The sequence below is a fragment of the Methylocystis sp. genome, from assembly GCF_051061225.1.
In the GTDB taxonomy this organism is placed as follows: Bacteria; Pseudomonadota; Alphaproteobacteria; order Rhizobiales; family Beijerinckiaceae; genus Methylocystis.
In genome coordinates this window covers 24860-46440 of sequence record NZ_JBPFEB010000147.1, presented here as the reverse complement: position 1 = coordinate 46440, position 21581 = coordinate 24860, and the positions used below count along the sequence as shown (strand labels likewise).

Here is a 21581-nt window from a genome sequence, read left to right as displayed (position 1 = left end):
CGCGAGGGAGGGAGAGGGGACGCGGCTACGGAAAAGTCACCCCGTGTTCCGCAACCCAGCCGACACGCCGTTGATCGACATGAGAATGCCCTCGCGAATCTCCGCGTCGGTCATGCCGGCGCGGTGGCGGCGGATCAGTTCGGCCTGGATGTAATTGAGGGGCGCGATATAGGGGAAACGGTGCCTGATCGAGCGCGCCAGCGTCGGATTGTCGGCCAGCCGCTCCTTCGTGCCCAGGATTTTCTCCAGCGCCTCGACCGAGCGGGCATGCTCCGCCTCGATCATCCCGAAAATGCGCTCGGCCAGCGCGCGGTCCTCGACCAGATCGGCGTAGCGGCGAGCGATCTCGAGATCGGTCTTCGACAGGATCATGTCGATGTTGGAGAGCAGCGAGCGGAAGAAGGGCCATTCCCGCGCCATCTGGCGCAGAAGATCGAGCCGCGCCTTGCCGTCCGTCTTCAGAAAGCCCGCGATCGCCGAGCCGAAGCCATACCAGCCCGGAAGCGCGACGCGCGCCTGCGCCCAGGAGAAGCTCCACGGGATCGCGCGCAAATCCTCGATCTTGCGCGAGGGTTTGCGCGAGGCCGGGCGCGAGCCGATGTTGAGCGTGGCGATTTCCGAGATCGGCGTCGAGGCGAAGAAATAATCGACGAAACCGTCGGTCTCGTAGACGAGGCCGCGATAGGCCGCCATGCCGGCGCGCGAAAGGTCCTCGGCGATCTCCAGAAATTCCGGCGGCGGCGCCTTGTGCTGGGAGAGCAGCGTCGCCTCCAGCGTCGCCGCGACGAGCAGCTCCAGATTGACATGGCCGATCTGCGGATTGGCGTATTTGGCCGCGATCACCTCGCCCTGTTCGGTGAGGCGGATCTGGCCGTTCACCGTGCCCGGCGGCTGCGCGAGAATGGCGTCGTAGCTCGGCCCGCCGCCGCGCCCCACCGTGCCGCCGCGGCCGTGGAACAGGCGCATGGTGACATTGGGCATGGAGGCGAAGAAGTCCGCCAGCGCGGTGGAGGCGCGGTACAACTCCCAGATGCTCGTGAGAATGCCGCCGTCCTTGTTGGAGTCCGAGTAGCCCAGCATGATGTCCTGCTGCGCGCCGGAATTGACGACGAGGCGCTGAATGCCCGGCAGCGCGTAAAAGGCCCGCATGATGGGCGCCGCGTTGCGCAGATCGCCGATGGTCTCGAACAGCGGCACGATGATCAGATCGGCCGCCACGGCGTCCGCGTCGCGCGGATCGAGCGTGCCGCGCATCAGGCCGCATTCCTTCTGGAGCAGCAGCACTTCGAGCAGATCGCTGACCGTCTCCGTATGGCTGACGATGTAATGGCGGATCGCTTCGTCGCCGTAGAGCCGGCGCATCTCGACCGCGCGCTCGAAGATCGCGAGCTCGCTCATGGCGCGGTCGCTATAGGCGTGGTCGGGCAGGCGCACGGGGCGCGGATCGAACAGGAGCCGCATGAGGAGCTGCTGCTTCTCCATCTCGGAGAGGGCGGCGTAATCCTCCGCGACGCGCGCGGCGGCGAGCAGTTCCGAAATCGTCTCCTCGTGACGGTCGGAGCTCTGGCGCAGATCGAGCGTGGCGAGATGGAAGCCGAACACCTCGACGGCGCGGATGAGGGGCTCCAGCCGCTGCGTGGCGATCACCTCGCTGTGATGAATGCGCAGGGATTCGTCGATGGTGACGAGATCGGCGAGAAAGGCCCAGGAATTCGCGTAGGGCTCGCCGGGCGCCATGGCGTGGCGCATGGCCTGACCGCCGGTGAGCTTCTCCAGCGTGCCGGCGAGGCGCGAATAGACGCCGATCAGCGCGCGGCGGTAGGGCTCGTTGTCGCGATGCGGGTTGTCGTCGCCGGCGCGGATGGCCAGCTCTTCGAGCGCCCGCGTGGCGCCGCCGTAACGCCGCGAGATGGAGAGGTCGGCGCCGATCTCGTGCACCTCCAGCAGATAATAGCGCAGCGCCGTCTCGCACTGCATGCGCATGGCGGTCGAAAGCGACTCGGCGGTCACATTGGGATTGCCGTCGCGGTCGCCGCCGACCCAGGCGCCCATGCGCAGGAAGGGCGGCACGCGCAGACCATCGAGCTTGGCCTCGATCTCGCCGTAGAGTCTGGGGATCTCGCGCAGAAAGGTCGAACGGTAATAGCTCAGGGAGTTTTCGATCTCGTCGCGCACGGTGAGGCGCGATTCGCGCAGCAGCTCGGTCTGCCACAATTGCAGCACGCGGGCGCGGAGCTGCATCTCGTTTTGCGCCCTCTCGGCCTTGCCGCGCAAATGCTCGCGCGCGGCGAGCAGGTTGAAGATGTTGCGCTCGGCGTCGAGCAGGCTCTTGCGGCGCACTTCGGTGGGATGGGCGGTGAGCACCGGCGAAATCCAGCCGCGCGACAGCGCCGCGGCGATCTTGCCGGGGCCGACGGCCGCCTTGCGCAGATGGGCGAAGGAGCGGACGAGGCTGGGCTCGTTCAGCGTCCCCCCTTCGGCGAGCGTGCGGGCGCGCTCCTTCAGCGGATGCAGGTCCTCGGCGATATTGGCGAGATGCGAGAAATAGCTGAAGGCGCGGATGACGCTGGTCGCCTCCTTCGCGGTCAGCGAGCGCAGCAGCGCGTCGAGCTTCGCGGCGGCGTCCTGATCCTTGTTGCGGCTCGCCGCGACGGAGAGGCGGCGGATCGTCTCGATGCGCTCGAACGCCTCATTGCCCTCGTGCTCGCGCACGGCCTCGCCCAGCAGGCGCCCGAGCAGGCGGATGTCTTCGTTGAGGGGCAGATCGCCGCGCGCCTCCGGCTCGGCCGCGGCCGGAACCGTGACGGGCGTGTCCTTCGTCTGTGCGTCGATCTGCATGATGAACCCTTGAAATCAAGCGCCCCGCCCCGGGGCTCGATCAAAGGCTATAGCAGGCTTGGGGCCAGTTTTCGACGGGCTGCGAAAAAGCGCCGTTTCGGGGCCGCCGCCCGGCCCCTTGTTGAAAATCCCCGCCCCCCTTATAGACCTTGCGCGGCCAGAAAAACGTCAATCGCCCGCGCTCTCGCGGTCCAACCGGTCACGCCATGCTCGACACTTTGGAAATCGCCCTCTTCGCGGGGCTCGGGGTTCTCTTCGCCATTGGCCTCATCGTGCTCACGCGCTGGTCGAAAACCCGGCCGGCGCTGCTCGCGGCCTATGCGCTCATCGCCATCGCCTTCCTCTATGTCGGCTTCGCCATCCGCGCCGAGAATTACGAGACCTGGGTCGGCTTCGAAATGACGGCCGTGGCCGTCTTCGGCACGCTCGCCGGCATGTCCATCGTGGGCTCGCCCTGGTTCGTGGTCGCCGGCCTGCTGCTCCACGCGGGCTGGACGCTCTATGAGCATTACCTCGGCGCCGGCCAGGCTTTCGCTCCCGCGCCCGCCGTGATGGCGACCATCGGTTTCGACGTGGTCGTGGCGCTCTATGTGGCCTTCATGACCCTGCGTGGCCAGAAGGAGGGCGCGCAGGCCGCCCCCGAGCGCAAGCTCGCCGCCCGTTCGCAAAACCGCAAGGGAGCCGCGCGATGAACGCGCCCGCCGCCGACTTCAACATCCGCCACGACTGGACGGTCGACGAGATCGTCGCCATCCACAATCTGCCGCTGCTCGACCTCATCGCGCAGGCCAACGCCGTTCACCGCCGCTATCACGACGTCAACGACGTCCAGAAGGCGGCCCTGCTCTCGATCAAGACCGGCGGCTGCCCGGAGGATTGCTCCTACTGCCCGCAGTCCGCGCATCACCGCGAGGTGAAGCTCGACCGCGTCGACCTCCTGACCACGGACGAGGTGCTCGCCGCCGCGAAAACCGCCAAAGACGCCGGCGCCGACCGTTTCTGCATGGGCGCCGCCTGGCGCTCGGCGCCGAAGGACAAGCGCTTCGACGCGGTGGTCGACATGGTGCGCGGCGTGCGCGAGATGGGCATGGAGGCCTGCGTCACGCTCGGCATGATCGACAGCGGGCAGGCGAAGCGCCTCGTCGAGGCCGGGCTCACCGCCTATAACCACAATCTGGACACCGGCCCGGAATTTTACGGCGACATCATCACCACCCGCACCTATCAGGACCGTCTCGACACGCTGAAGGCGGTGCGCGGCGCGGGGCTGGAGATGTGCTGCGGCGGCATCATCGGCATGGGCGAGAGCGTGCGCGACCGCGCCGGCATGTTGCAGGTGCTCGCGGGCTTCGACCCGCACCCCGAGAGCGTGCCGATCAATACGCTGGTCGCCGTCGAAGGCACGCCGCTCGCGCAGCAGCAGAAGGTCGATCCGCTCGATCTCGTGCGCATGATCGCGACCACCCGCATCGTGATGCCGAAGGCCCGCGTCCGTCTGTCCGCCGGCCGCTCCTTCCTCACCCGCGAGGCGCAGATCCTCTGCCTCGTCGCCGGGGCGAATTCGATCTTCTACGGCGAGAAGCTCCTCACCACGTCGAACGCCGGCGTCAACGAGGACGACGCCCTGTTCAGCGCGCTCGCGCCACGCTGAAATCGAGCCGCTTCCCGCCGGGCTCCCGGCGGGGGAACTTGTAAGGGTCGAGCCCCGCCGCCTCGGCGGCGTTGAGGATTAGCGGATGCAGAAGGTCGCGCTCGGCGTCCTCGAGAAGGCCGCCCCCGGTCTCGGCGTCGAGCTGCATGAGTTCGTCGAAGACCCGCGCGATCTGCTCGACGATCCGGTCTTCCGGCGCGAGGGGCGGCAGCGCCTTGAGCGATGCGAAATAGGCGCGCAGGCAGGCGTCGACGCGGGCGGTGGCCTCCGGCGTCGCGCCCCCGACCCCTCTGTCCCGGCAGCGCTCCCAATGGACCGCGATGGACTGTTCCGCATCCTCGAGCAGGGCGGTCAGCCGCCGGTTCCGCGCCGCATCCATGGTCTTGCGCCTCCTGTCGACAGTCATGTTGTCGGTCGACATATGCTAAAATTTCACCAAAACCAGACGTCGCAGGCGGAACATAAATGAGCGCTCACGCCAGATTTGTCCTCGCCGGCGTCATGGGCTGGCCCATCGCCCATTCGCGCAGCCCCAGGATCCACAACCACTGGTTCGCGCGCTATGGCGTCGAGGGGAGCTATGTCCCGCTGGCCGTCGAGCCGGGCAGGCTCGAAACGGCGTTGAGGGCGCTGCCGGCGCTGGGCTTTTCCGGCTGCAACCTCACCATTCCGCACAAGGAGGCCGCGCTGGCCTGCCTCGACGAGATCGACCCGGCGGCGCGCCGCATCGGCGCCGTCAATTGCGTCGTCGTCGACAAGGCTGGCGCGCTGATTGGCCGAAACTATGACGGCTACGGCTTCATCGCCTCGCTCCACGAGGCCGCGCCGGCGTGGAGGGCCGATGACGGCGCCTGCGTCGTGATCGGCGCCGGCGGCGGCGCGCGGGCGATTGTCTCGGGGCTGATCGAGGCGGGCGCGACGGACATCCGCCTGTTCAACCGCACCCGCGCCCGCGCCGACCGGCTCGCGACCGATTTCGGCGCGCCGGTCGCGGCCTTCGACTGGGAGGCGCGCCACGAGGGGCTCGCCGGCGCGGGGCTTCTGGCGAACACCACCAGCCAGGGCATGGTCGGGCAGGACCCGCTCGACCTCTCGCTCGCCGCCCTGCCCGCCTCGGCGGTGGTGGCCGACATCGTCTATGCGCCGCTGGAGACGCCGCTGCTGGCGGCGGCGCGGCGCATGGGCGCGACGCCGGTGGATGGGCTCGGCATGCTGCTGCATCAGGCCCGCCCGGCCTTCCGCGACTGGACCGGGATCATGCCGGAGGTGACGCCGGAGCTGCGCGCGCTGATCGTCGCGACGCTCTGAGTGCCCGACGGCGCGGAGAGAGGTCCGGGAGCGGGCAAAAAAAAAGCGCCAGCGGCCCGAAGGCCGCCGACGCCCGCTACAGACTAAGCGAAAATCTTGAAAGGTCACGCAGCCTTTTGCGCGCCGCAGAGCGGAGCGACGGAGAGGGTCGCCACGTTGCGGGCCAGATCCATCAGCTCTTGCGACTGGCGGATGAAGGCCGCGAAGCGCTCGCTGGCGAAACGTGACTGAATGTCGATGACGTCCTCGAAAGTCTTCGCCCTGCCGATCTCTTCGGCGAGATCGAGAAAGGCGGCGGCGTTTTCCGCCCAGAGATCAATGGATTTCTTCGACCAGCCGGACGAATCGAACTGGAAGGACGCCGAAAAGGCGTCCGTCGCCGATTCGACCGCTTCCTCAATCACGGCGAGGGGCGCGGAAATGCTGTCGGCGATTTCCGGCTCGGGCGCGGCCGTCTGCGCCAGCGACGGCGCAACGGCGTCCGCCGCGGCGATCGCGGCAGCCTCGGCCGCCGTCTCAACGGGCGCGTCGGCGGCGATCGTCATCTCCGTCGGCTTTCCGGCGAGGAAATCCTCACCGGCGTCGTCGGGCCTGCTTTTGTCAGCCTTGCTTTTCGTCGCCATCTTCCCGTTCCTTCGCATTTTTGAGGTTGTGGGAGGTCTTGCCGCCTCAGCCCTTCAGCGTGGTCGACCGCTGGATCGCGGCGCCGAGCTCCTTGGTCTGCTCCTGAATGGCCTCGAACTGGGACTTCACGAAGTCGGCCTGAAGCTGGAACACTTCCATCGGATCCTTGGCCTTCACGAGCTTCTGCGCGAGGTCGAAGGCGGCGTTGACATTGGCTTCGGCGAAGGACAGCGCCTTGGCGCCGACGTCTTTCGCGCCCGGGGGCGTCAGCGGCAGATCGGTGGTGGAGGTCAGCGCCTTCTGGGCCGCGCCAGCGAAGCCGTCAAAAGCCTTGCGCGCCTGCTCGACGCTCTTTTCCGCGAAATCGCGAACCTCGTTGGGTACCTGATAAACGGGGTCAACCATGTACGTCTCCTGTGAACGCCGCCCCGATAATGGCCGTCATCCCGGCGCGGCGGCGGCCCGCCGGCGACAGCCGACAGGCGAGGATAAATATGCCCTGCTTTCTGCTGCAACGCAACAAATATTGTGCAATGCATCATAAGCTAACCATTTTGGTGAGAAAATGCCCTGAACAGGGGCGCCGACCGATGGACCGGGCTGCGCCAAACGATTAAGTTTGTGTTAACAACGGGCTTGACCATGGCCTTTGGGTCAGGCGTGTTCGAACCGTGTCCCCGTCGCAAAGGCGGCTAGCGTCATGAGCTCTTCGCAGGCAGAGACCGAGGACGGCGCGCGCGCCGCGAGGCGCATCGCGGCCGATCCTGCGTTTTCGGCGCTCGACGCCTCCGGGGCGCCCATTCTGGCGGCCAGCGGCGATCCGCTCAGGATCGTTCATCTCAACGAGGCCGCGAGCCGGCTGTTCGGCTCCGACCGCGCCGCGCTGGCGGTCCGGCTGTTCGAAAGCGCGGGAGCGGGCGCGCCGCGTCTGGCCATGCTGGTCGAGTCGCTGCGCCAGGGCGCGGCGCTTCGGCTCGAGCGGCTGAGCCTCGATCTGGCCGAGGGGCCCCGGACCGTCACGATCCTCTGCCGCCAGCTCGCCGAGCCGGACGCGCCCGCCTGTTTCGTGATCGCCGCGCTCGGCCTGCGCGCCGCTCCGACCGGCCCCGTCGCCCCCTCCCCGGCTGCGGCGGAGACGCCGCCCCCGTCGCCGGCCGCCCCAGCCTCGCCCGAGGCGCTGCGCGCGCGGCTGATCGACCGCAACGGCGCCCGCGCGCCGCGTTTCCTCTGGAAGACGGACTCGGACGGACGCTTCATCGACGTCACCCATGTCTTGGCCGATGTGGCTGGCGCGGAGTCCTCCGATATTCTCGGCCGCACGGTCGAGGAGATTGCCGACCGCCTGCGACTGACCCCAGCCTTCGCCTCGGCGCTTGCGGCGAAGAAGAGCTTTGCCGGGGTCGAGGTCGATTGGCCGCTGGCCGAGGCCGGCGCCCGCGCGCCCACGACGCTGGGGGGTCTCCCGGTCACGGACGCGGACCGCCGCTTCGCCGGTTTTCAGGGCTATGGCGTGATGCATCTCGACCGCGCCCTGCTCGCCGCCCTGGCGGCGGAGACGCCCCCCGAACCTCACCCGGCGGAGCCGCCCGCGTTCCCGCCCGAGGCCTACGCCGCCGACAATGTCGTGCCGCTGCGGCCGGCCCCGGTTCAGCGCGAGGCGCAAGACCTTTCGCCCGCGCCCGAGGCCGCGATGTTGACCTCGATCGAGCGGGAGAATTTCGAGGAGATCGCGCGGGCGCTGCGCGTGGACGAGCCCCAGGCGAGCGACGACGCCAGCGCGGCGGTCACGCCGCCGCCGCTGGCGGTATTGCCGCCTTTGCCGCCGCCGGAGGAGCCTTGCGAAGCCAGGGGCGGGCCGTTGACCGACGAGGCGGTTCAGGAGCTGGCGGCCGAACTGGGCGCGCTGTTGCAGGGCGCGGCCGCGCCGCCGCCCGCCGCCCCGCTTCCCGCGCCGCCGCCGCCGGCGGCCGCGAATGTGCTGGACTGCCTGCCGGTGGGCGTGCTGATCGCGCGCGGCGCGCGGACGCTGTTCGCCAATCAGACGCTGCTCGACTATCTCGGCTATGCGGATATCGCGGCCTTCGAGGCGGATGGCGGCCTCGCCCGCATGTTCTTCGGCCGCCCTCCGGGCGATCCCGGCGCGCGGGCGGCGGCCGTGCAGTCGATCGACGGCGAGGCGCTGGACGTCGACGTGCATCTTCAGACCGTCGAATGGGAGGGGCGGCCGGCGACGCTGGTGACCCTGCGCCGCAACCGCAACCGCCCGCCCGGCCCCGAGGAAAGCGCGCTGGCGCTGGCCCGCGACCGCGACGAGAAGCTCGCCCGCGCCCGCGCCGACAACAGCCTGCTGCGCGCCATTGTCGAGGCCAGCGGCGTCGCCGTGGCGGTAGTGTCCGACGACGGCCGCATCGAGAGCGCGACGGGCGCCTTCGCCGCGCTGTTCGACGCGGAAAAGGGCGCCCTGGACGGGCTGCCGCTGTCCGCGCTGTTCTGTGCGGAAGACGGGCGGCTGCTGACGGCGCGGCTCGGCCGCGCGGCCGATCAGGGCGCGCTGCGCCTCTCGGCCCGTGTGGGCCTGAAGAGCTTCACGGCGACGCTGCGCCGTCTGGGGCCGGGCCAGCGGCTCTGCGTCGAGCTGCGCGAGGAGGGCGCCGAGTCGCGCGCGCTCGAACTCGCCGCCGCGCGGGACGCGGCCGAACAGGCCAATGCGGCCAAGTCCGATTTCCTGGCCCGCGTCAGCCACGAGATCCGCACGCCGATGAACGCCATCCTCGGCTTCGCCGAACTGATCATGGAGGAGCGTCTCGGGCCGATCGGCAATGAGCGCTACAAGGAATATATCAAGGACGTGCATGCGTCAGGCGAACTCGTCCTGTCGCTCGTCAATGATCTGCTCGATCTGTCCAAGATCGAGGCGGGCAAGATGGAGCTGGACTTCGACCGCGTCGACGCCAATGCGGTGATTTCCGAATGCGCCTCGATCATGCAGACGCAGGCCAACAAGTCGCGGATCGTGATGCGCCTTTCGCTGGCCGAGCGCCTGCCGCCGGTGCGCGCCGATCAGCGCTCCTTAAAGCAGATCCTGCTCAATCTCCTGTCGAATGCGGTGAAGTTCAACGAGCCGGGCGGTCAGGTGATCGTGTCGAGCGCGCAGACGGACTCGGGCCATGTCGTCATCCGCGTGAAGGACACGGGGATCGGCATGTCGGACGATGAGATCGCGACGGCGCTGGAGCCGTTCAAGCAGGTGGCGGCGGCGCATCAGAAGCTCGGCACCGGCCTCGGCCTGCCGCTGACCAAGGCGCTGATCGAGGCCAATCAGGCGAGTTTCACCATCCGCAGCCGGAAAAACGAAGGGACGCTGGTGGAAATCATCTTCCCGCCGCCGCAGGTGATGGCGGCGGAGTGATTATTGCCGATGGGCGAGCGCGCGCATCCTGATCCGGCCAGTTCGACCACTGAAAAATGGCCGACCCAGTCATTCCGCTCCTCGATGCGGGCAAGCAGCGCCGCGCCAATTGACGTCGACGGCGGCGTGGGCAGCCGGAACAGAATGATCCCGCATGACGCCGGAAGGCCGAAGCGCCAGGCAAGCTCGCCGAAATCCTTGTCGAAGGTGAGCAGGATGCGTGCTTCTTGCAACGCCGTCTCAAGGACGCGCACGTCGCTGGCGCCCGCAGCGGACTGGCTTATCCAGTGAATGTCGTGCCCGGCCGTGCGAAGTGCGTTGACGGCCTCGCCGGGGAAATTCTCATCGGCGAGGAAGCGCATGTCAGGCCGCGCTTGGATAGGTTTTTTCAGACCTCAGCAAATCCCGCGCGTAAGCCAGACAAGCCGCCACATCCTCACGCGTCAACGACGGATAATTGCGCAGAATATCCGCCTCGCTCCAGCCATCCGCCATCAGGCCGATGATGAATTCGACCGATAGCCGAGTGCCGCGAACGACCGGCTTGCCGGCGAGCACGTCGGGGTCGAGCGTTATGCGGGGCTGGTCGGTCATGGGCGGCCTCCTGCGAAAGATATACACCATCGGAGGCCCAAGCCCAGCGACTGTCGCCTCCCCCGTCATGCCGCGCGCCTCGCAGGCCAGACGCGCCCGGCCATGACGCGGGCAAGAGGGGGCGTTACCGGCTCAGACGAGCCGGCTCTGCGCCTTCGCTGCCGCAATAAAGCTCGCGAACAGCGGATGCGGCTCGAACGGCCGCGACTTCAGCTCGGGGTGGTATTGCACGCCGATGAACCAGGGATGGTCCGCGATCTCCACCGTCTCGGGAAGCACCCCGTCCGGCGAAGTTCCGGCGAACATCAGGCCGCAGGCCTCCAGCCGTTCGCGATAGGCGATGTTCACCTCATAGCGATGGCGGTGGCGCTCGGAAATCTCCGTCGCGCCGTAGACCTGCGCGATGCGCGAGCCCGGCGCGAGGCGCGCGGGATAGGCCCCGAGCCGCATGGTGCCGCCGAGATTGCCGCCCGACGCGCGCTGCTCCAGCTCATTGCCCTTCAGCCATTCGGTCATGAGGCCCACGACGGGCTCGTCGCAGGGCCCGAATTCGGTCGAATTGGCCTTGTCGATCCCGGCGAGCGCGCGCGCCGCCTCGATCACCGCCATCTGCATGCCGAAGCAGATGCCGAAATAGGGAACCTTGCGCTCGCGCGCGAAACGCGCCGCCAGAATCTTGCCCTCGGCGCCGCGCTGGCCGAAGCCGCCCGGCACCAGAATGCCGTGGACATGTTCGAGATGCGCGGCGGGATCGCCGCCCTCGAAAATCTCCGACTCGATCCAGTCGAGATTGACCTTCACCCGATTGGCCAGCCCGCCATGCGCCAGGGCCTCGATGAGGCTCTTATAGGCGTCCTTCATCTCGGTGTATTTGCCCACCACCGCGATGGTGACCTCGCCCTCCGGATTGGCGATGCGCTGGGTCACCGCGTTCCAGCGGCTCATGTCGGGCTTGGGCGCCGGCTCGATGCCGAAAGCGGCCAGAACCTGCGCGTCGAGACCCGCCGCATGATAGGCGCGCGGCACTTCGTAGATATTCGCGGCGTCGCGCGCCTCGATCACCGCCTGCTCGCGCACGTTACAGAACAGGCCGAGCTTGCGGCGCTCCTCGCGCGGAATCTCCCGGTCGGTGCGGCAGAGCAGAATGTCCGGCTGAATGCCGATCGAGCGCAGCTCCTTCACCGAATGCTGCGTCGGCTTGGTCTTCAGCTCGCCGGCGCTCGGAATGAAGGGCAGCAGCGTCAGATGCACATAGATGCAGTGATGCGGCGGCAGGTCGTTCTTGAGCTGGCGGATCGCCTCGAAGAAGGGCAGCGCCTCGATGTCGCCCACCGTGCCGCCGATCTCGATCAGGACGAAATCGACGTTCTCATTGCCGTCGAGGACGAACTCCTTGATGGCGTTGGTGACGTGCGGAATGACCTGGATGGTCGCGCCGAGATAGTCGCCGCGCCGTTCCCGGTTGATGATGTCCTGATAGATGCGGCCCGTGGTGACATTGTCCTGCCGGGTCGCGGGACGGCCGGTGAAGCGCTCATAGTGGCCGAGATCGAGATCGGTCTCGGCGCCGTCGTCTGTGACGAAGACTTCGCCGTGCTGATAGGGGGACATGGTCCCCGGATCGATGTTGAGATAGGGGTCGAGCTTGCGCAGCCGGACCGTATAGCCGCGCGCCTGCAGCAGCGCGCCGAGAACCGCCGACGCGAGACCCTTGCCAAGTGAGGAAACCACGCCGCCGGTGATGAAGATGTAGCGCGCCATGGGGCTTAACGCCTAACGCCTTTCGAGGGGTTTGGATAGCATTTATTGCGCCGGGGAAGCCGTCTTCCCCAGCGCGTTTTCGTCGCGGCTCACAGGTCGCGCGTGGCGTTTACTGCGGGGATTTCCACTGGGTGGGCGCGTCGGCCTTCGGAGCCTCGGCGGCGGGCGCCGCGGGCGACTCGGCCTTCGGAGCGTCAGCCTTGGGGGCCTCCGCCTTGGGCGCCTCGGCGGCCGGGGCCGGAGCAACCTCCGCCTTCGGGGCGTCAGCCTTCGGCGCGTCAGCCTTGGGGGCTTCAGCGGCGGGGGCCTCGGTCTTCGGAGCCTCCATCACGGGGGCGCCGCCCTGCTGGCGCTTCTGCTGGGCGCGCTGGAGCTGGTCGAAGAGCGAGTCCTTGCCGGGCTCGGGCGCCTTCTCGCCGGGCTTCACTTCCTTGAACTTGGCGTCGCCCTGGTCGATCGCCTTGGTCCAGTCGTCGCCGCCGGCGGCGCGGCGCTCCCACGCCGGCAGAACGGTCAGCGCAATGCTGGTGAGGAAGAAGATCGTCGCGAGAATGCCGGTCGCGCGGGTGAGCGCATTGGCCTGACCCCGGCCCGTGAACACGCCGCTGCCGCCGCCCATGCCGAGCGCGCCGCCCTCGGACTTTTGGTAGAGCACGAGAATGACGAGCGCCGTCACCACCATCAGGTGGATCGCGATAATGACCTGTTGCATTTCAGACCTTCTTCCCTAGCGGAGACGCGGCCATGGCCGCACTCGACGCCAAAACCTGGCCAAAACCCTGGCGGGCTTCTACACCATGGACGGGGCGCACGGAAGGGGCGCCGTCGCCTCCGCCGCTCCCCTGCGCGAACAAAAAAGCGGGCCGCGAGGGCCCGCCCGTCGTCACGCCGCGCCGGACGCGCTCAGTAGAGATTGCCGTCCTGGCCCTTCCACTTGCCGCCCTCTTCGTCGAAGCGGGTTTCATCCTTGAAGTCGACGACCTTGCCCGGCTCGATATACTGCTTCTCCTTGATCATCTGATTCTGGATGGTCGTGGAGTAATAGGTGCTGGCCGAGCAGCCCGCCTTCACCGCGCCGGCGGCGTCCGGCTTGCATTCGAGATTGGCACCCTTCGGGAATTTCACGGTCGCCGTGAAATAGAACTCATAGCCCTTGTGGCCCGCGCCCTCGACGTCGAGCGGCCAGAAGCGCGTCACGTCGAATTTCTCGATCGTCGCGTCGGGATCGAACTTATTCTTGATCAGATTCTCGAAGACCTTGCGCGCGTCTTCGGGCTTCGGCTCACAATTCACGAGGCAGAAAGCCTTGGCGGGGACGGCCCCGGCGAAAGCCGCGAAAGTGGCGAGCGCGGCGACTTTAAGAAGGTTCATGAAGCGTCTCCCTCCGCATTTTATGAAACACCGCCCGGCGGTCGCCGCTCTTTGAGGTCCGGCGCGACTCGCTTGTGCGATTTCCTATTCCTTGACCTTTTTCAAGCTGCACGGCTTCCCCCTTTCGGGCAAGGGAAAGCGACCGCGCGAATTGTCGCACGGCGACGCCCGATCGCCCCATGTTGCGCGGGGCGCCCCGGCGCTCTATTGACGGCGCGGGTTTCTCGAACACAGAGGGTTCTTTTCATGTCCGCCCACAAGCTCCTGCTCCTGCCCGGCGACGGCATCGGCCCGGAAATCTCCGCCGAGGCCGAGAAGGTGATCGACTTCCTGAGCCAGGCGGGCGTTGCCAAGTTCGAAATCGAGCGCGGCCTCGTGGGCGGCGCGGCCTATGACGCGCATGGCGTCGCCATCAGCGAGGGCGACATGGCGCTCGCCCAGAGCGCCGACGCCGTGCTGCTCGCCGCCGTCGGCGGGCCGAAATGGGACGGCGTGCCCTATGCCGTGCGCCCCGAGGCTGGCCTGCTGCGCCTGCGCAAGGACCTCGCGCTCTTCGCCAATCTGCGCCCTGCCATCTGTTACCCGGCGCTCGCCGACGCCTCCTCGCTCAAGCGCGAACTCGTCGACGGTCTCGACATCATGATCGTGCGCGAGCTGACCGGCGGCGTCTATTTCGGCGAGCCGAAGGAAATCGTCACGCTCGAAAACGGCGAGAAGCGCGCGGTCGACACGCAGGTCTACACAACCCACGAGATCGAGCGCATCGGCCGCGTCGCCTTCGAGCTCGCCCGCAAGCGCCGCAACAAGGTCACCTCGTCCGAGAAGGCGAATGTCATGCGCTCGGGCTATCTGTGGCGCGAGGTCATCACCGCCCTCCACAAGCGCGAATACGCCGACGTGCAGCTCGAGCACATGCTCGCCGACGCGCTCGGCATGCAGCTCGTGCGCTGGCCCAAGCAGTTCGACGTGATCGTCACCGACAATCTCTTCGGCGACATGCTCTCCGACGAAGCCGCGATGCTCACCGGCTCGCTCGGCATGCTGCCCTCCGCCTCGCTCGGCGCGGCGGACGCCAATGGCAAGCGCAAGGCCATGTACGAACCCTGCCACGGCTCGGCGCCGGACATCGCCGGCAAGGGGATCGCCAATCCGATCGCCATGATCGGCTCGCTGGGCATGGCCATGCGCTATTCCTTCAACAACGCGAAGGCCGCCGACGCCATTGATCAGGCCATCGCCGGCGTGCTGGCGAAGGGCCTGCGCACGATCGACATCAAGGGCGACGCGCCGTCGTCGATCTCCACCCGCCAGATGGGCGACGCCATCGTGGCGGAGCTGAAGACCGTTCTGGGCTGATCCGCGCCCGATCGCGTCACGCCTGCGCGGCGCTCGCCGAGAGACCGGCGAGCGCCCGCTCGATTTTCGGCCCGAGCGTCTTTTCGCGGAGCCCGAAGAAATTGCGCACCTTGTCGACCAGGCTGTTGCGGCCCGTCACCACGCAATCGACGAGGGTGCGCGCGCCCTCGGGGCGCAGCGACACGGTCGCGAGACTCTCGGCGGGTCCGCACACGACCCTGAGCATGATCCGCTCGTCGAGCGTGCTGTCGACGACGGAGGCCGCGCCGAGCGGCGCCCAATGGGCGGGATCGCGCGCCATCGCGAAGACGCGCGGCACATCGGCGGCGATGGTCGCGGAGCGGCCGACGGCATAGCTGTCCGGCTGCATGATGAGCGCGGCGGCAAGCAGAGCCAGCACAAAATAGAGAAGCACAAGACCGACCCCGAACATGGCGCCCTCCCGGCAACGCCGTTCCCGCGTCTCCGGGCGGCGGGCGCCGGAAACCGCTCCAGAACGGGAGCCCACGTCGATCATGGGACCGGGCCCATGGCGTCAACTTAGCGCGGGGGCGGGCGCCGGCTACTGGCGGGTCCACTTTTCAGCGCCGACTTTTCTGCTGTTGTGGTAGGTCCAGACGCCGGCCCAGTTCTCTCCCTCCTCACCATACAGCGCGAGGCCCGCCTGGCCGGCCGACTTGTAGCTCACGGCGAGGAAGTTCTTGTCGCCAATGCCCGTCCCGACATAAACCGCTCCGCCGATGTCCCAGGTGACCTTGTAGGTCTCGCCCGTCTTCTCGACGGTCGCCGTGCCCGAATAGCTCGACTTGTCGGGGTTCCGGCCTTCGACCTTGTAGGCTCCGACCGGATCGCCCGCCCGGGCCGCCGAGACCATCAGCAGAATGGCCGCCACGGCCGTCGTCGCGCTGCGCACCATCATCATTCCCCCTCCCCTGCGAAAGACTCAGGCCAAGCTGACCACGCCGCGCCGGGTTTTTCAAATCGCGGCCCCGGCGCTGTCGCCCCTCATCGCCCTGCGCTAGGATTCTCCCCGATGGCGAACTCTCCGCGAATCGATCTCAACGCCGATCTCGGCGAAGGCTTCGGCCCCTGGCGCATGGGCGACGACGCGGCGATGCTCCAAATCGTCACCAGCGCCAATGTCGCCTGCGGCTTTCACGCGGGCGATCCCGACATCATGGCGCGGACCTTCGCGCTCGCCCGCGAGACAGGCGTCGCGGTCGGCGCCCATGTCGGCTATCCCGATCTCGCCGGCTTCGGACGCCGGCCGATGACGCTGACGCCGAAGGAGATCGAGCGCGCGGTCGCCTATCAGATCGGCGCGGCGCAGGGGCTAGCCGCCCTTCAGGGCCACCGCGTGACCTATGTGAAGGCGCATGGCGCGCTGGCCAATCTCGCCGAGCGGGACGCGGCCGTCGCGGACGCGCTGGCGCGGGCGACGCGGGCGGTCGACCCCGCCCTCGGACTGCTCGCCATCGCGGCGTCGGAACAGGCGCGCGCCGGGGAGCGCGCCGGGCTGATCGTCGCCCACGAGATTTTCGCCGACCGCGCCTATCTCGAAGATGGGCGTCTGCAGCCGCGCCGCGAAGCGGGGGCCGTGATCGTCGATGCCGCCATCGCCATCGCCCGCGTGCGCGAGATGCTGGCCGAAGGCGCGCTGATCACCATAACAGGCAAGCGCCTGCCGACGCCGATCGACTCCGTCTGCGTGCATGGCGACACCGCCCACGCCGTCGACATGGCCCGCGCCCTGCGCGCCGGGCTCGAAGCCGAAGGCTATGACCTGCGCGCCTTCTCCGGGGCGTGACATGAGCGACGACACGCCCCGCTTCCTGGATCAGGGCGAAACGGCGCTGACGGTGGAGTTCGGCGACGCGGTCGATCCGGCGCTCAACGCGCGCGTGCTGGCGCTCGATGCCGCCTTCCGCGCCGGGGCGCCCGCGGGGGTGAAGGAGACGACGCCCACATACCGCTCCCTTCTCGTACGCTACGAGCCGCTGGAGATTTCGCGGGACGCGCTCGTCGCCTGGATAACGCCCCGCCTGTCCCCCGGCGCCGCCGCCGAGCCGCGCGCGGACGCAGGCGCATGGGTCGTCCCCTGCTGTTACGACCCCGCCGTCGCGGAAGACATCGGGGAGGCGGCCGCCCGGCTCGGCCTCGACGCCCGCGACCTCGTGGCCGCTCACGCGGCGGCGGACTACCGCGCCTATATGTATGGCTTCGCCCCCGGCTGGTGTTATCTCGGCGGTCTGCCCCGGCGCCTCACCCTCCCGCGCCGACTCGCGCCGCGCGGACCGACGCCGGAGGGGGCGGTGCTGATCGGCGGCGGCCTGTCGCTCATCGGCGCCAATCCCATGCCGACAGGCTGGTATGTCATCGGCCGCACGCCGGAGCGGCTCTTCTCGTTGCGGCGTGATCCGCCTTTCCTCATCGCGCCCGGCGACGCGCTGCGCTTCGAGCCGATCGACGCCGCGACCTTCGCGGCGCTCGACGCCCGCGCCGCGGCGGGGGAGATGGTGATGCGGCGCGAGCCTCCTCCCTGTCCCTCCCCCGCTCGGGCGGGAGAGGGGACGCTCGCGAGCAGCGTTCTCTGTCCAGACCCGCGTCTGCTCCCTCTCCCGCGAAGCGGGGGAGGGGTGCGGAGGGGGCCTTCCACCACCTCTCCCCGCCTGCACATCCACGCCGCCGGCCCCGGCGTCACGGTGCAGGACGCCGGGCGCTTCGGCTTCTCGCGCTTCGGCGTGACGCCGGCGGGACCCATGGACCGCGAGGCGTTCCTGACCGCCACGCGCGCGGTGGGCGCCTCCGCCGCTCTGGAAATCTCTCTGGGCGGCCTCGAGGTTTCAGCCGAGGGCGCGACGCTCGCCGTGGCGCTCGCGGGCGGGAATTTCACCATCCGTCTCGACGGCCGCGAGCTCCCGCCCGCCTGCCTGATCCCGCTCGAACCCGGCGCGCGGCTGACGGTGCGGGCGGGCGCGGCCGGCGCCTGGTGCTACGCCGCCTTGGGCGGGCGTCTTGATCTTCCCCCGGCGCTCGGCTCGCTTTCGACCCATGCGCGCTCAGGGATCGGCCCGAAGCCGCTGGCGGCGGGCGAGAGCCTCTTCATCGCCGACGCCCACCCCGCCCCCCATGGCCCTCACGCGCTCGCCGCGCCCTGGCTCGCCCGCGCCGGCGCGCCGATCCGCGTGACGCTCGGGCCGCAGGAGGATCATTTTTCGCCGGAGGCGCTCCAGACCTTTCTGTCGGCCGCGTGGCGCGTCGGCGCGCGCAGCGACCGCATGGCCTATGCGCTCGAAGGCCCGCGTCTGTCGCACGCCCGGGGACACGACATCGTCTCCGACGGCGCGGTCATGGGGGCTGTTCAGGTTCCGGGCTCCGGCGCGCCCTTTGTGCTGATGGCCGACCGCCAGCCGACCGGGGGCTATCCCAAGATCGCGACGGTCATCGGCGCCGATCTGGGGCGGGTGGCGCAGGCGCGGCCGGGGGAGACGCTGCGCTTCCGGGCGGTGGACTGGGCGGAAGCCGTCGCGGCGCGCGCGGCGCTGGAAAAAGAAATGGCGGCGGGAGCCGTCGCAACGCCCCTCGCCGCCGAACTCTCCACCGAGACGCTGCTGGCCGCCAATCTGATCGGCGGCGTTGTCAGCGCGCGGGACTGACAGGCCTTGCCCCTCTCCCCGCTTGCGGGGAGAGGCGGCCGACCTACTCCGCTGGCTCCTCGACCTTCGTCAGCGCGGCTGCGCCGGCGGGCGCCTCATTGCGGCGCTTCCACCACTTCCACAGCATCATCCACCAGGGATCGCCGACATGCAGGTGATAGCGCAGCGGCGTCTTGATGATGGCGAGAACCAGACCGATCGAGAACAGGCACCAGACCGCCGGCCACTCGTTGATGTTGTTCGTCGTCATGCCCGCGAGCAGCGGCCCGGCGACCCAGGAGAACAGAATGAAGCGCCAGCTTCCGTAGAGCGTCGGGAAATAGAAGGCCATCAGCGGATAGCTGAGGAAGCCGCGGCCGAGCCAGCTGTCGCCCGCCATGCTGTTGCCGATGCCGTTGGAGGGCACCAGCCAGGCGATGTGCCATTCGCCCTTGACCGTGCAGAGCACGTCGCCGCACAGCGGCCGGCCGAGCGCGCAATGACCCGCCCAGTTGAATGGATAAAGTTGCAGCAGCATGACGATGGCGCCGACGAAACAGCCGAAATAGGCCCAGGGCGCAATGATGCGCGCGCTGTCCTTGGGCATGAAATACAGCGCCACGGCGTTGATGAAGAAGGGCTGGAAGGCGATGTGGAGATAACCGAATATGGTCATCAACTGGTTTAATGGCGAGTCGCACTGGTTGAGCACCGAATAGGCGACCGCCTGAAGCGACTCCATGCTGGCGAAATACAGCAGGCAGATCCAGAGCGCCATGGGCTCCGGGTTCTTCTTCAGAGCGGAATAGGCCGCGCCGGCGATGCCCGTCGCCGCCAATACTGTGGACGCTTCTCCGCTCCAGCACATTTGTGTCGTGTCCCTTCTTGTTGTTGAGCGACCCGATACACCATCCGGCCGAATGCAAAAAGCCCCGGCTCTTGAAAATGGGCGGCCGTCGTCCTAACGGGCCTCCCCCGCGTCCGGAACCTGCCCCGGCGCGGCGATCTCGAAATGGGCGAATTCGAAGCCGGGGGCGACGGTGCAGCCGACGAGCGTCCAGCCGCCGAGGCTTTGCGCGGATTGCCAGACGCCCGCCGGAACGACCCCCTGCGGGCGCTCGCCGGCCGCGAGATCGGCCCCGAGGCGCAGCAGACTGTGACGCCCCTCCTGGTAAAGCGACAGGGCCAGCGGCGCGCCGGCGTGCCAGTGCCAGATTTCCGCCGCGTCGACCCGGTGCCAGGCCGAGACCTGCCCGGCCGGGAGCAGGTAATAGATGGCGGTCGAGGCCGCCCGCCCGCCGCTCCCCCGTGGATCGCGGAAGGTCTCCCGGTAGAACCCGCCCTCGGGATGCGGCGCGAGGTCGAGCAGCCGCGCGACCTCCCCGGCCGACAGACGATCGCCGCCGGGCATCACTGGAACCGGTTCTTGCGGGCGCGCATTTCGGCGAAAACGGCGAAGGGATTGGCGTCGTCCATCCCCATCGCCTTCTTCACCTCCGGATCCTCGACGCGCAGGAAGGGATTGGTGGCGTTTTCGAGCGCGATGGTCGTGGGCAGGGTGTATTTGCCGGCCGCGCGCAATTCGGCCACCCGTTGCACGCGGTCGCGCAACACCGGATTCTCGGGATCGACGGTGAGGGCGAAACGGCCGTTCGCCTGCGTGTATTCGTGGCCGCAGTAGATCAGCGTCTCGCGCGGGAGATTGGCGAGCGTCTCCAGCGACAGCCGCATCTCGTCGGTCGTGCCCTCGAAGACGCGGCCGCAGCCCAGCGAAAACAGCGTGTCGCCGACAAAAACCGCCTCGTCCTCGGGGAAGTAATAGGCGACATGGCCCGTCGTATGGCCCGGCGTCGCGATGACCCTGGCGCGGGAGCGGCCGACGGCCACCTCGTCGCCGTCCGAAACCGCCTGATCGAGCGGCGGCAGGCGGTGGGCGTCCGCCGCGGCGCCCACGATCTTCATCTGCGGGAAGCGCTTCTTGAGGATTTCAGCGCCTTCGATATGGTCGGCGTGATGGTGCGTGATGAGAAGGTGGGTCAGCGGCCAGCCGCGCCGCTCGGCCTCCGCGGCGATCGCCTCGCCGTCCGGCGCGTCGACGCTCGCCGTCGCGCCGGCGCCGCGATCATGGACCAGGAGGCCGAAATTGTCGTTCAGGCAGATGAACTGCGCCACTTCAATGGGCATATCTCTCTCCGCATTCTGCTGCCGCCTTTATAGCCGCCGCGCCAAAAAAAGCGACCAGGTCAAGCCTTGCCTCTACCGGCGAACCGGAAGATGATCGCCCCATGGGACCAGACGTCGTCGAACTGAGAGCCTTTTACGAGACTGCGCTCGGCGAGGTCGCGCGCCGCGTGGTCGGCCGCCTGCTGCGCACGCGCTGGGAGGATCACGCCGGACTGCGCGTGCTGGGCCTTGGCTATCCGACCCCCTATCTCGACAGTTTCCGCGAGAAGGCGCAGCGGGTGCTGGTCTTCATGCCGGCGACCCAGGGCGTCGTGCACTGGCCGCTCAACGGCCGCTCCGCCACGGCGCTGGTCGAGGCCTCGATGATGCCCCTGCCCGACGCCTCCATCGACCGCATTCTGATCGTGCATGCGCTGGAGGTCGAGGAGCATCCGCAGGACCTTCTCGAAGAGGTCTGGCGCATTCTCGCCCCCGGCGGCCGCGTGGTGATCGTCGCGCCGAGCCGCACGGGCCTGTGGGCGCGCGTCGACACCACCCCCTTCGGCCACGGCCATCCCTATTCGCGCGGCCAGTTGCAGACGCTGTTGCAGGAGGCGCAATTCCTCCCCGTGTTCTGGGGCGAGGCGCTCTATGTGCCGCCCTTCCAGCGCGTGACGCTGTTGCGCTCGGCGCCGGCCTTCGAACGCATCGCCGGGCGTTTCTCGCTGCCGGGCGGGGGCGTGCATGTCGTCGAGGCGACGAAGCAGCTCTACCGGCCGGTGCTGCGACGGGCTGTGAAGCGCATCCCGGTCTTCGTGGAGCCCGCGCTGGAGCCGGTGCTGGAGCCCGAAGGCGCCGAGCCCGCCTGAGC

At 68.4% G+C, this 21581-nt stretch carries 22 protein-coding genes; 8 read left to right on the top strand and 14 right to left on the bottom strand.

The window, feature by feature from the left end:
• Positions 1 to 36: 36 nt before the first annotated feature.
• The gene (ppc, locus tag ACR652_RS25305) at positions 37 to 2838 is read right to left on the bottom strand and encodes a phosphoenolpyruvate carboxylase (RefSeq protein WP_434509237.1); all 2802 of its coding nucleotides are present in this window, start codon (positions 2836 to 2838) and stop codon (positions 37 to 39) included.
• Positions 2839 to 3044: 206 nt separating this feature from the next.
• On the opposite strand from ppc, the gene ACR652_RS25300 reads away from it, so the two are divergent.
• Complete coding sequence (locus ACR652_RS25300; protein WP_434509236.1) at positions 3045 to 3530, top strand: PTS sugar transporter subunit IIA; 486 nt, start codon at positions 3045 to 3047, stop codon at positions 3528 to 3530.
• The gene (bioB, locus tag ACR652_RS25295; protein WP_434509235.1) at positions 3527 to 4489 is read left to right on the top strand and encodes a biotin synthase BioB; all 963 of its coding nucleotides are present in this window, start codon (positions 3527 to 3529) and stop codon (positions 4487 to 4489) included. The genes ACR652_RS25300 and bioB overlap by 4 nt, the downstream gene beginning before the upstream one ends.
• Here bioB and ACR652_RS25290 read toward each other — a convergent pair.
• Complete coding sequence (locus tag ACR652_RS25290) at positions 4467 to 4910, bottom strand: hypothetical protein (RefSeq protein ID WP_434509234.1); 444 nt, start codon at positions 4908 to 4910, stop codon at positions 4467 to 4469. The genes bioB and ACR652_RS25290 overlap by 23 nt on opposite strands.
• Positions 4911 to 4954: 44 nt before the next feature.
• Between ACR652_RS25290 and ACR652_RS25285 the strand changes: the two genes are divergently transcribed.
• Entirely contained in the window at positions 4955 to 5797 is an 843-nt protein-coding gene (locus ACR652_RS25285; RefSeq protein ID WP_434509233.1) for a shikimate dehydrogenase, read from the top strand.
• 104 nt (positions 5798 to 5901) lie between these two features.
• Here ACR652_RS25285 and ACR652_RS25280 read toward each other — a convergent pair whose 3' ends face one another.
• Positions 5902 to 6420, bottom strand: a complete 519-nt coding sequence (locus ACR652_RS25280; RefSeq protein WP_434509232.1) for a phasin family protein — start codon at positions 6418 to 6420, stop codon at positions 5902 to 5904.
• A gap of 46 nt (positions 6421 to 6466) precedes the next feature.
• On the bottom strand, positions 6467 to 6826 hold the full coding sequence (locus ACR652_RS25275) for a phasin (protein WP_434509231.1): 360 nt from the start codon (positions 6824 to 6826) through the stop codon (positions 6467 to 6469).
• Between the two features lie 295 nt (positions 6827 to 7121).
• On the opposite strand from ACR652_RS25275, the gene ACR652_RS25270 reads away from it, so the two are divergent.
• Positions 7122 to 9830, top strand: a complete 2709-nt coding sequence (locus tag ACR652_RS25270; protein ID WP_434509230.1) for an ATP-binding protein — start codon at positions 7122 to 7124, stop codon at positions 9828 to 9830.
• Here ACR652_RS25270 and ACR652_RS25265 read toward each other — a convergent pair.
• From ACR652_RS25265 to ACR652_RS25245, 5 genes are all read right to left on the bottom strand, one after another.
• Positions 9740 to 10192 (bottom strand): DUF5615 family PIN-like protein, encoded by a 453-nt coding sequence (locus ACR652_RS25265; protein ID WP_434509229.1) that lies wholly within the window; start codon positions 10190 to 10192, stop codon positions 9740 to 9742. The two genes, ACR652_RS25270 and ACR652_RS25265, sit on opposite strands and share 91 nt — an antisense overlap.
• A gap of 1 nt (position 10193) precedes the next feature.
• Positions 10194 to 10424 carry a DUF433 domain-containing protein gene (locus tag ACR652_RS25260; RefSeq protein WP_434509228.1) on the bottom strand — a complete coding sequence of 77 codons (231 nt, stop codon included), beginning with the start codon at positions 10422 to 10424 and terminating at the stop codon, positions 10194 to 10196.
• A 132-nt stretch (positions 10425 to 10556) separates the two neighbouring features.
• The gene (locus ACR652_RS25255; protein WP_434509227.1) at positions 10557 to 12185 is read right to left on the bottom strand and encodes a CTP synthase; all 1629 of its coding nucleotides are present in this window, start codon (positions 12183 to 12185) and stop codon (positions 10557 to 10559) included.
• Between the two features lie 109 nt (positions 12186 to 12294).
• Positions 12295 to 12897 (bottom strand): preprotein translocase subunit SecG, encoded by a 603-nt coding sequence (gene secG / locus ACR652_RS25250; RefSeq protein WP_434509226.1) that lies wholly within the window; start codon positions 12895 to 12897, stop codon positions 12295 to 12297.
• A 191-nt stretch (positions 12898 to 13088) separates the two neighbouring features.
• Positions 13089 to 13556: a hypothetical protein gene (locus ACR652_RS25245; RefSeq protein WP_434509225.1), complete on the bottom strand. Its 468-nt coding sequence runs from the start codon at positions 13554 to 13556 to the stop codon at positions 13089 to 13091.
• 246 nt (positions 13557 to 13802) lie between these two features.
• Here ACR652_RS25245 and leuB point away from each other — a divergent pair, with 246 nt between their 5' ends.
• A complete protein-coding gene (gene leuB, locus ACR652_RS25240) occupies positions 13803 to 14912 on the top strand; it encodes a 3-isopropylmalate dehydrogenase (RefSeq protein WP_434509224.1) in 1110 nt (369 codons plus the stop codon).
• A gap of 16 nt (positions 14913 to 14928) precedes the next feature.
• Here leuB and ACR652_RS25235 read toward each other — a convergent pair whose 3' ends face one another.
• Entirely contained in the window at positions 14929 to 15345 is a 417-nt protein-coding gene (locus ACR652_RS25235; protein WP_434509223.1) for a hypothetical protein, read from the bottom strand.
• A gap of 129 nt (positions 15346 to 15474) precedes the next feature.
• On the bottom strand, positions 15475 to 15834 hold the full coding sequence (locus ACR652_RS25230) for a hypothetical protein (RefSeq protein ID WP_434509222.1): 360 nt from the start codon (positions 15832 to 15834) through the stop codon (positions 15475 to 15477).
• 111 nt (positions 15835 to 15945) lie between these two features.
• On the opposite strand from ACR652_RS25230, the gene ACR652_RS25225 reads away from it, so the two are divergent.
• Together ACR652_RS25225 and ACR652_RS25220 are read left to right on the top strand one after the other, a co-directional pair.
• Complete coding sequence (locus tag ACR652_RS25225; protein ID WP_434509221.1) at positions 15946 to 16719, top strand: LamB/YcsF family protein; 774 nt, start codon at positions 15946 to 15948, stop codon at positions 16717 to 16719.
• Position 16720: 1 nt separating this feature from the next.
• Positions 16721 to 18568: a carboxyltransferase domain-containing protein gene (locus ACR652_RS25220; RefSeq protein WP_434509220.1), complete on the top strand. Its 1848-nt coding sequence runs from the start codon at positions 16721 to 16723 to the stop codon at positions 18566 to 18568.
• A 43-nt stretch (positions 18569 to 18611) separates the two neighbouring features.
• On the opposite strand, the gene ACR652_RS25215 is transcribed toward ACR652_RS25220, so the two are convergent.
• From ACR652_RS25215 to gloB, 3 genes are all read right to left on the bottom strand, one after another.
• A complete protein-coding gene (locus ACR652_RS25215) occupies positions 18612 to 19415 on the bottom strand; it encodes a DUF5765 domain-containing protein (RefSeq protein WP_434509219.1) in 804 nt (267 codons plus the stop codon).
• Between the two features lie 93 nt (positions 19416 to 19508).
• Positions 19509 to 19958, bottom strand: a complete 450-nt coding sequence (locus ACR652_RS25210) for a cupin domain-containing protein (RefSeq protein WP_434509218.1) — start codon at positions 19956 to 19958, stop codon at positions 19509 to 19511.
• Positions 19958 to 20731, bottom strand: coding sequence for a hydroxyacylglutathione hydrolase (gene gloB, locus ACR652_RS25205; RefSeq protein WP_434509217.1), 774 nt, complete (start codon positions 20729 to 20731; stop codon positions 19958 to 19960). The genes ACR652_RS25210 and gloB overlap by 1 nt, the downstream gene beginning before the upstream one ends.
• 101 nt (positions 20732 to 20832) lie before the next feature.
• On the opposite strand from gloB, the gene ACR652_RS25200 reads away from it, so the two are divergent.
• A complete protein-coding gene (locus tag ACR652_RS25200; protein WP_434509216.1) occupies positions 20833 to 21579 on the top strand; it encodes a class I SAM-dependent methyltransferase in 747 nt (248 codons plus the stop codon).
• Positions 21580 to 21581: the final 2 nt, after the last annotated feature.

Coding starts and splice junctions, on each gene's coding strand:
- ppc (WP_434509237.1), bottom strand. CDS start 2,838: ATGCAGATCGACGCACAGACGAAGGACACGCCCGTCACGGTTCCGGCC.
- ACR652_RS25300 (WP_434509236.1), top strand. CDS start 3,045: ATGCTCGACACTTTGGAAATCGCCCTCTTCGCGGGGCTCGGGGTTCTC.
- bioB (WP_434509235.1), top strand. CDS start 3,527: ATGAACGCGCCCGCCGCCGACTTCAACATCCGCCACGACTGGACGGTC.
- ACR652_RS25290 (WP_434509234.1), bottom strand. CDS start 4,910: ATGTCGACCGACAACATGACTGTCGACAGGAGGCGCAAGACCATGGAT.
- ACR652_RS25285 (WP_434509233.1), top strand. CDS start 4,955: ATGAGCGCTCACGCCAGATTTGTCCTCGCCGGCGTCATGGGCTGGCCC.
- ACR652_RS25280 (WP_434509232.1), bottom strand. CDS start 6,420: ATGGCGACGAAAAGCAAGGCTGACAAAAGCAGGCCCGACGACGCCGGT.
- ACR652_RS25275 (WP_434509231.1), bottom strand. CDS start 6,826: ATGGTTGACCCCGTTTATCAGGTACCCAACGAGGTTCGCGATTTCGCG.
- ACR652_RS25270 (WP_434509230.1), top strand. CDS start 7,122: ATGAGCTCTTCGCAGGCAGAGACCGAGGACGGCGCGCGCGCCGCGAGG.
- ACR652_RS25265 (WP_434509229.1), bottom strand. CDS start 10,192: ATGCGCTTCCTCGCCGATGAGAATTTCCCCGGCGAGGCCGTCAACGCA.
- ACR652_RS25260 (WP_434509228.1), bottom strand. CDS start 10,424: ATGACCGACCAGCCCCGCATAACGCTCGACCCCGACGTGCTCGCCGGC.
- ACR652_RS25255 (WP_434509227.1), bottom strand. CDS start 12,185: ATGGCGCGCTACATCTTCATCACCGGCGGCGTGGTTTCCTCACTTGGC.
- secG (WP_434509226.1), bottom strand. CDS start 12,897: ATGCAACAGGTCATTATCGCGATCCACCTGATGGTGGTGACGGCGCTC.
- ACR652_RS25245 (WP_434509225.1), bottom strand. CDS start 13,556: ATGAACCTTCTTAAAGTCGCCGCGCTCGCCACTTTCGCGGCTTTCGCC.
- leuB (WP_434509224.1), top strand. CDS start 13,803: ATGTCCGCCCACAAGCTCCTGCTCCTGCCCGGCGACGGCATCGGCCCG.
- ACR652_RS25235 (WP_434509223.1), bottom strand. CDS start 15,345: ATGTTCGGGGTCGGTCTTGTGCTTCTCTATTTTGTGCTGGCTCTGCTT.
- ACR652_RS25230 (WP_434509222.1), bottom strand. CDS start 15,834: ATGATGATGGTGCGCAGCGCGACGACGGCCGTGGCGGCCATTCTGCTG.
- ACR652_RS25225 (WP_434509221.1), top strand. CDS start 15,946: ATGGCGAACTCTCCGCGAATCGATCTCAACGCCGATCTCGGCGAAGGC.
- ACR652_RS25220 (WP_434509220.1), top strand. CDS start 16,721: ATGAGCGACGACACGCCCCGCTTCCTGGATCAGGGCGAAACGGCGCTG.
- ACR652_RS25215 (WP_434509219.1), bottom strand. CDS start 19,415: ATGTGCTGGAGCGGAGAAGCGTCCACAGTATTGGCGGCGACGGGCATC.
- ACR652_RS25210 (WP_434509218.1), bottom strand. CDS start 19,958: ATGCCCGGCGGCGATCGTCTGTCGGCCGGGGAGGTCGCGCGGCTGCTC.
- gloB (WP_434509217.1), bottom strand. CDS start 20,731: ATGCCCATTGAAGTGGCGCAGTTCATCTGCCTGAACGACAATTTCGGC.
- ACR652_RS25200 (WP_434509216.1), top strand. CDS start 20,833: ATGGGACCAGACGTCGTCGAACTGAGAGCCTTTTACGAGACTGCGCTC.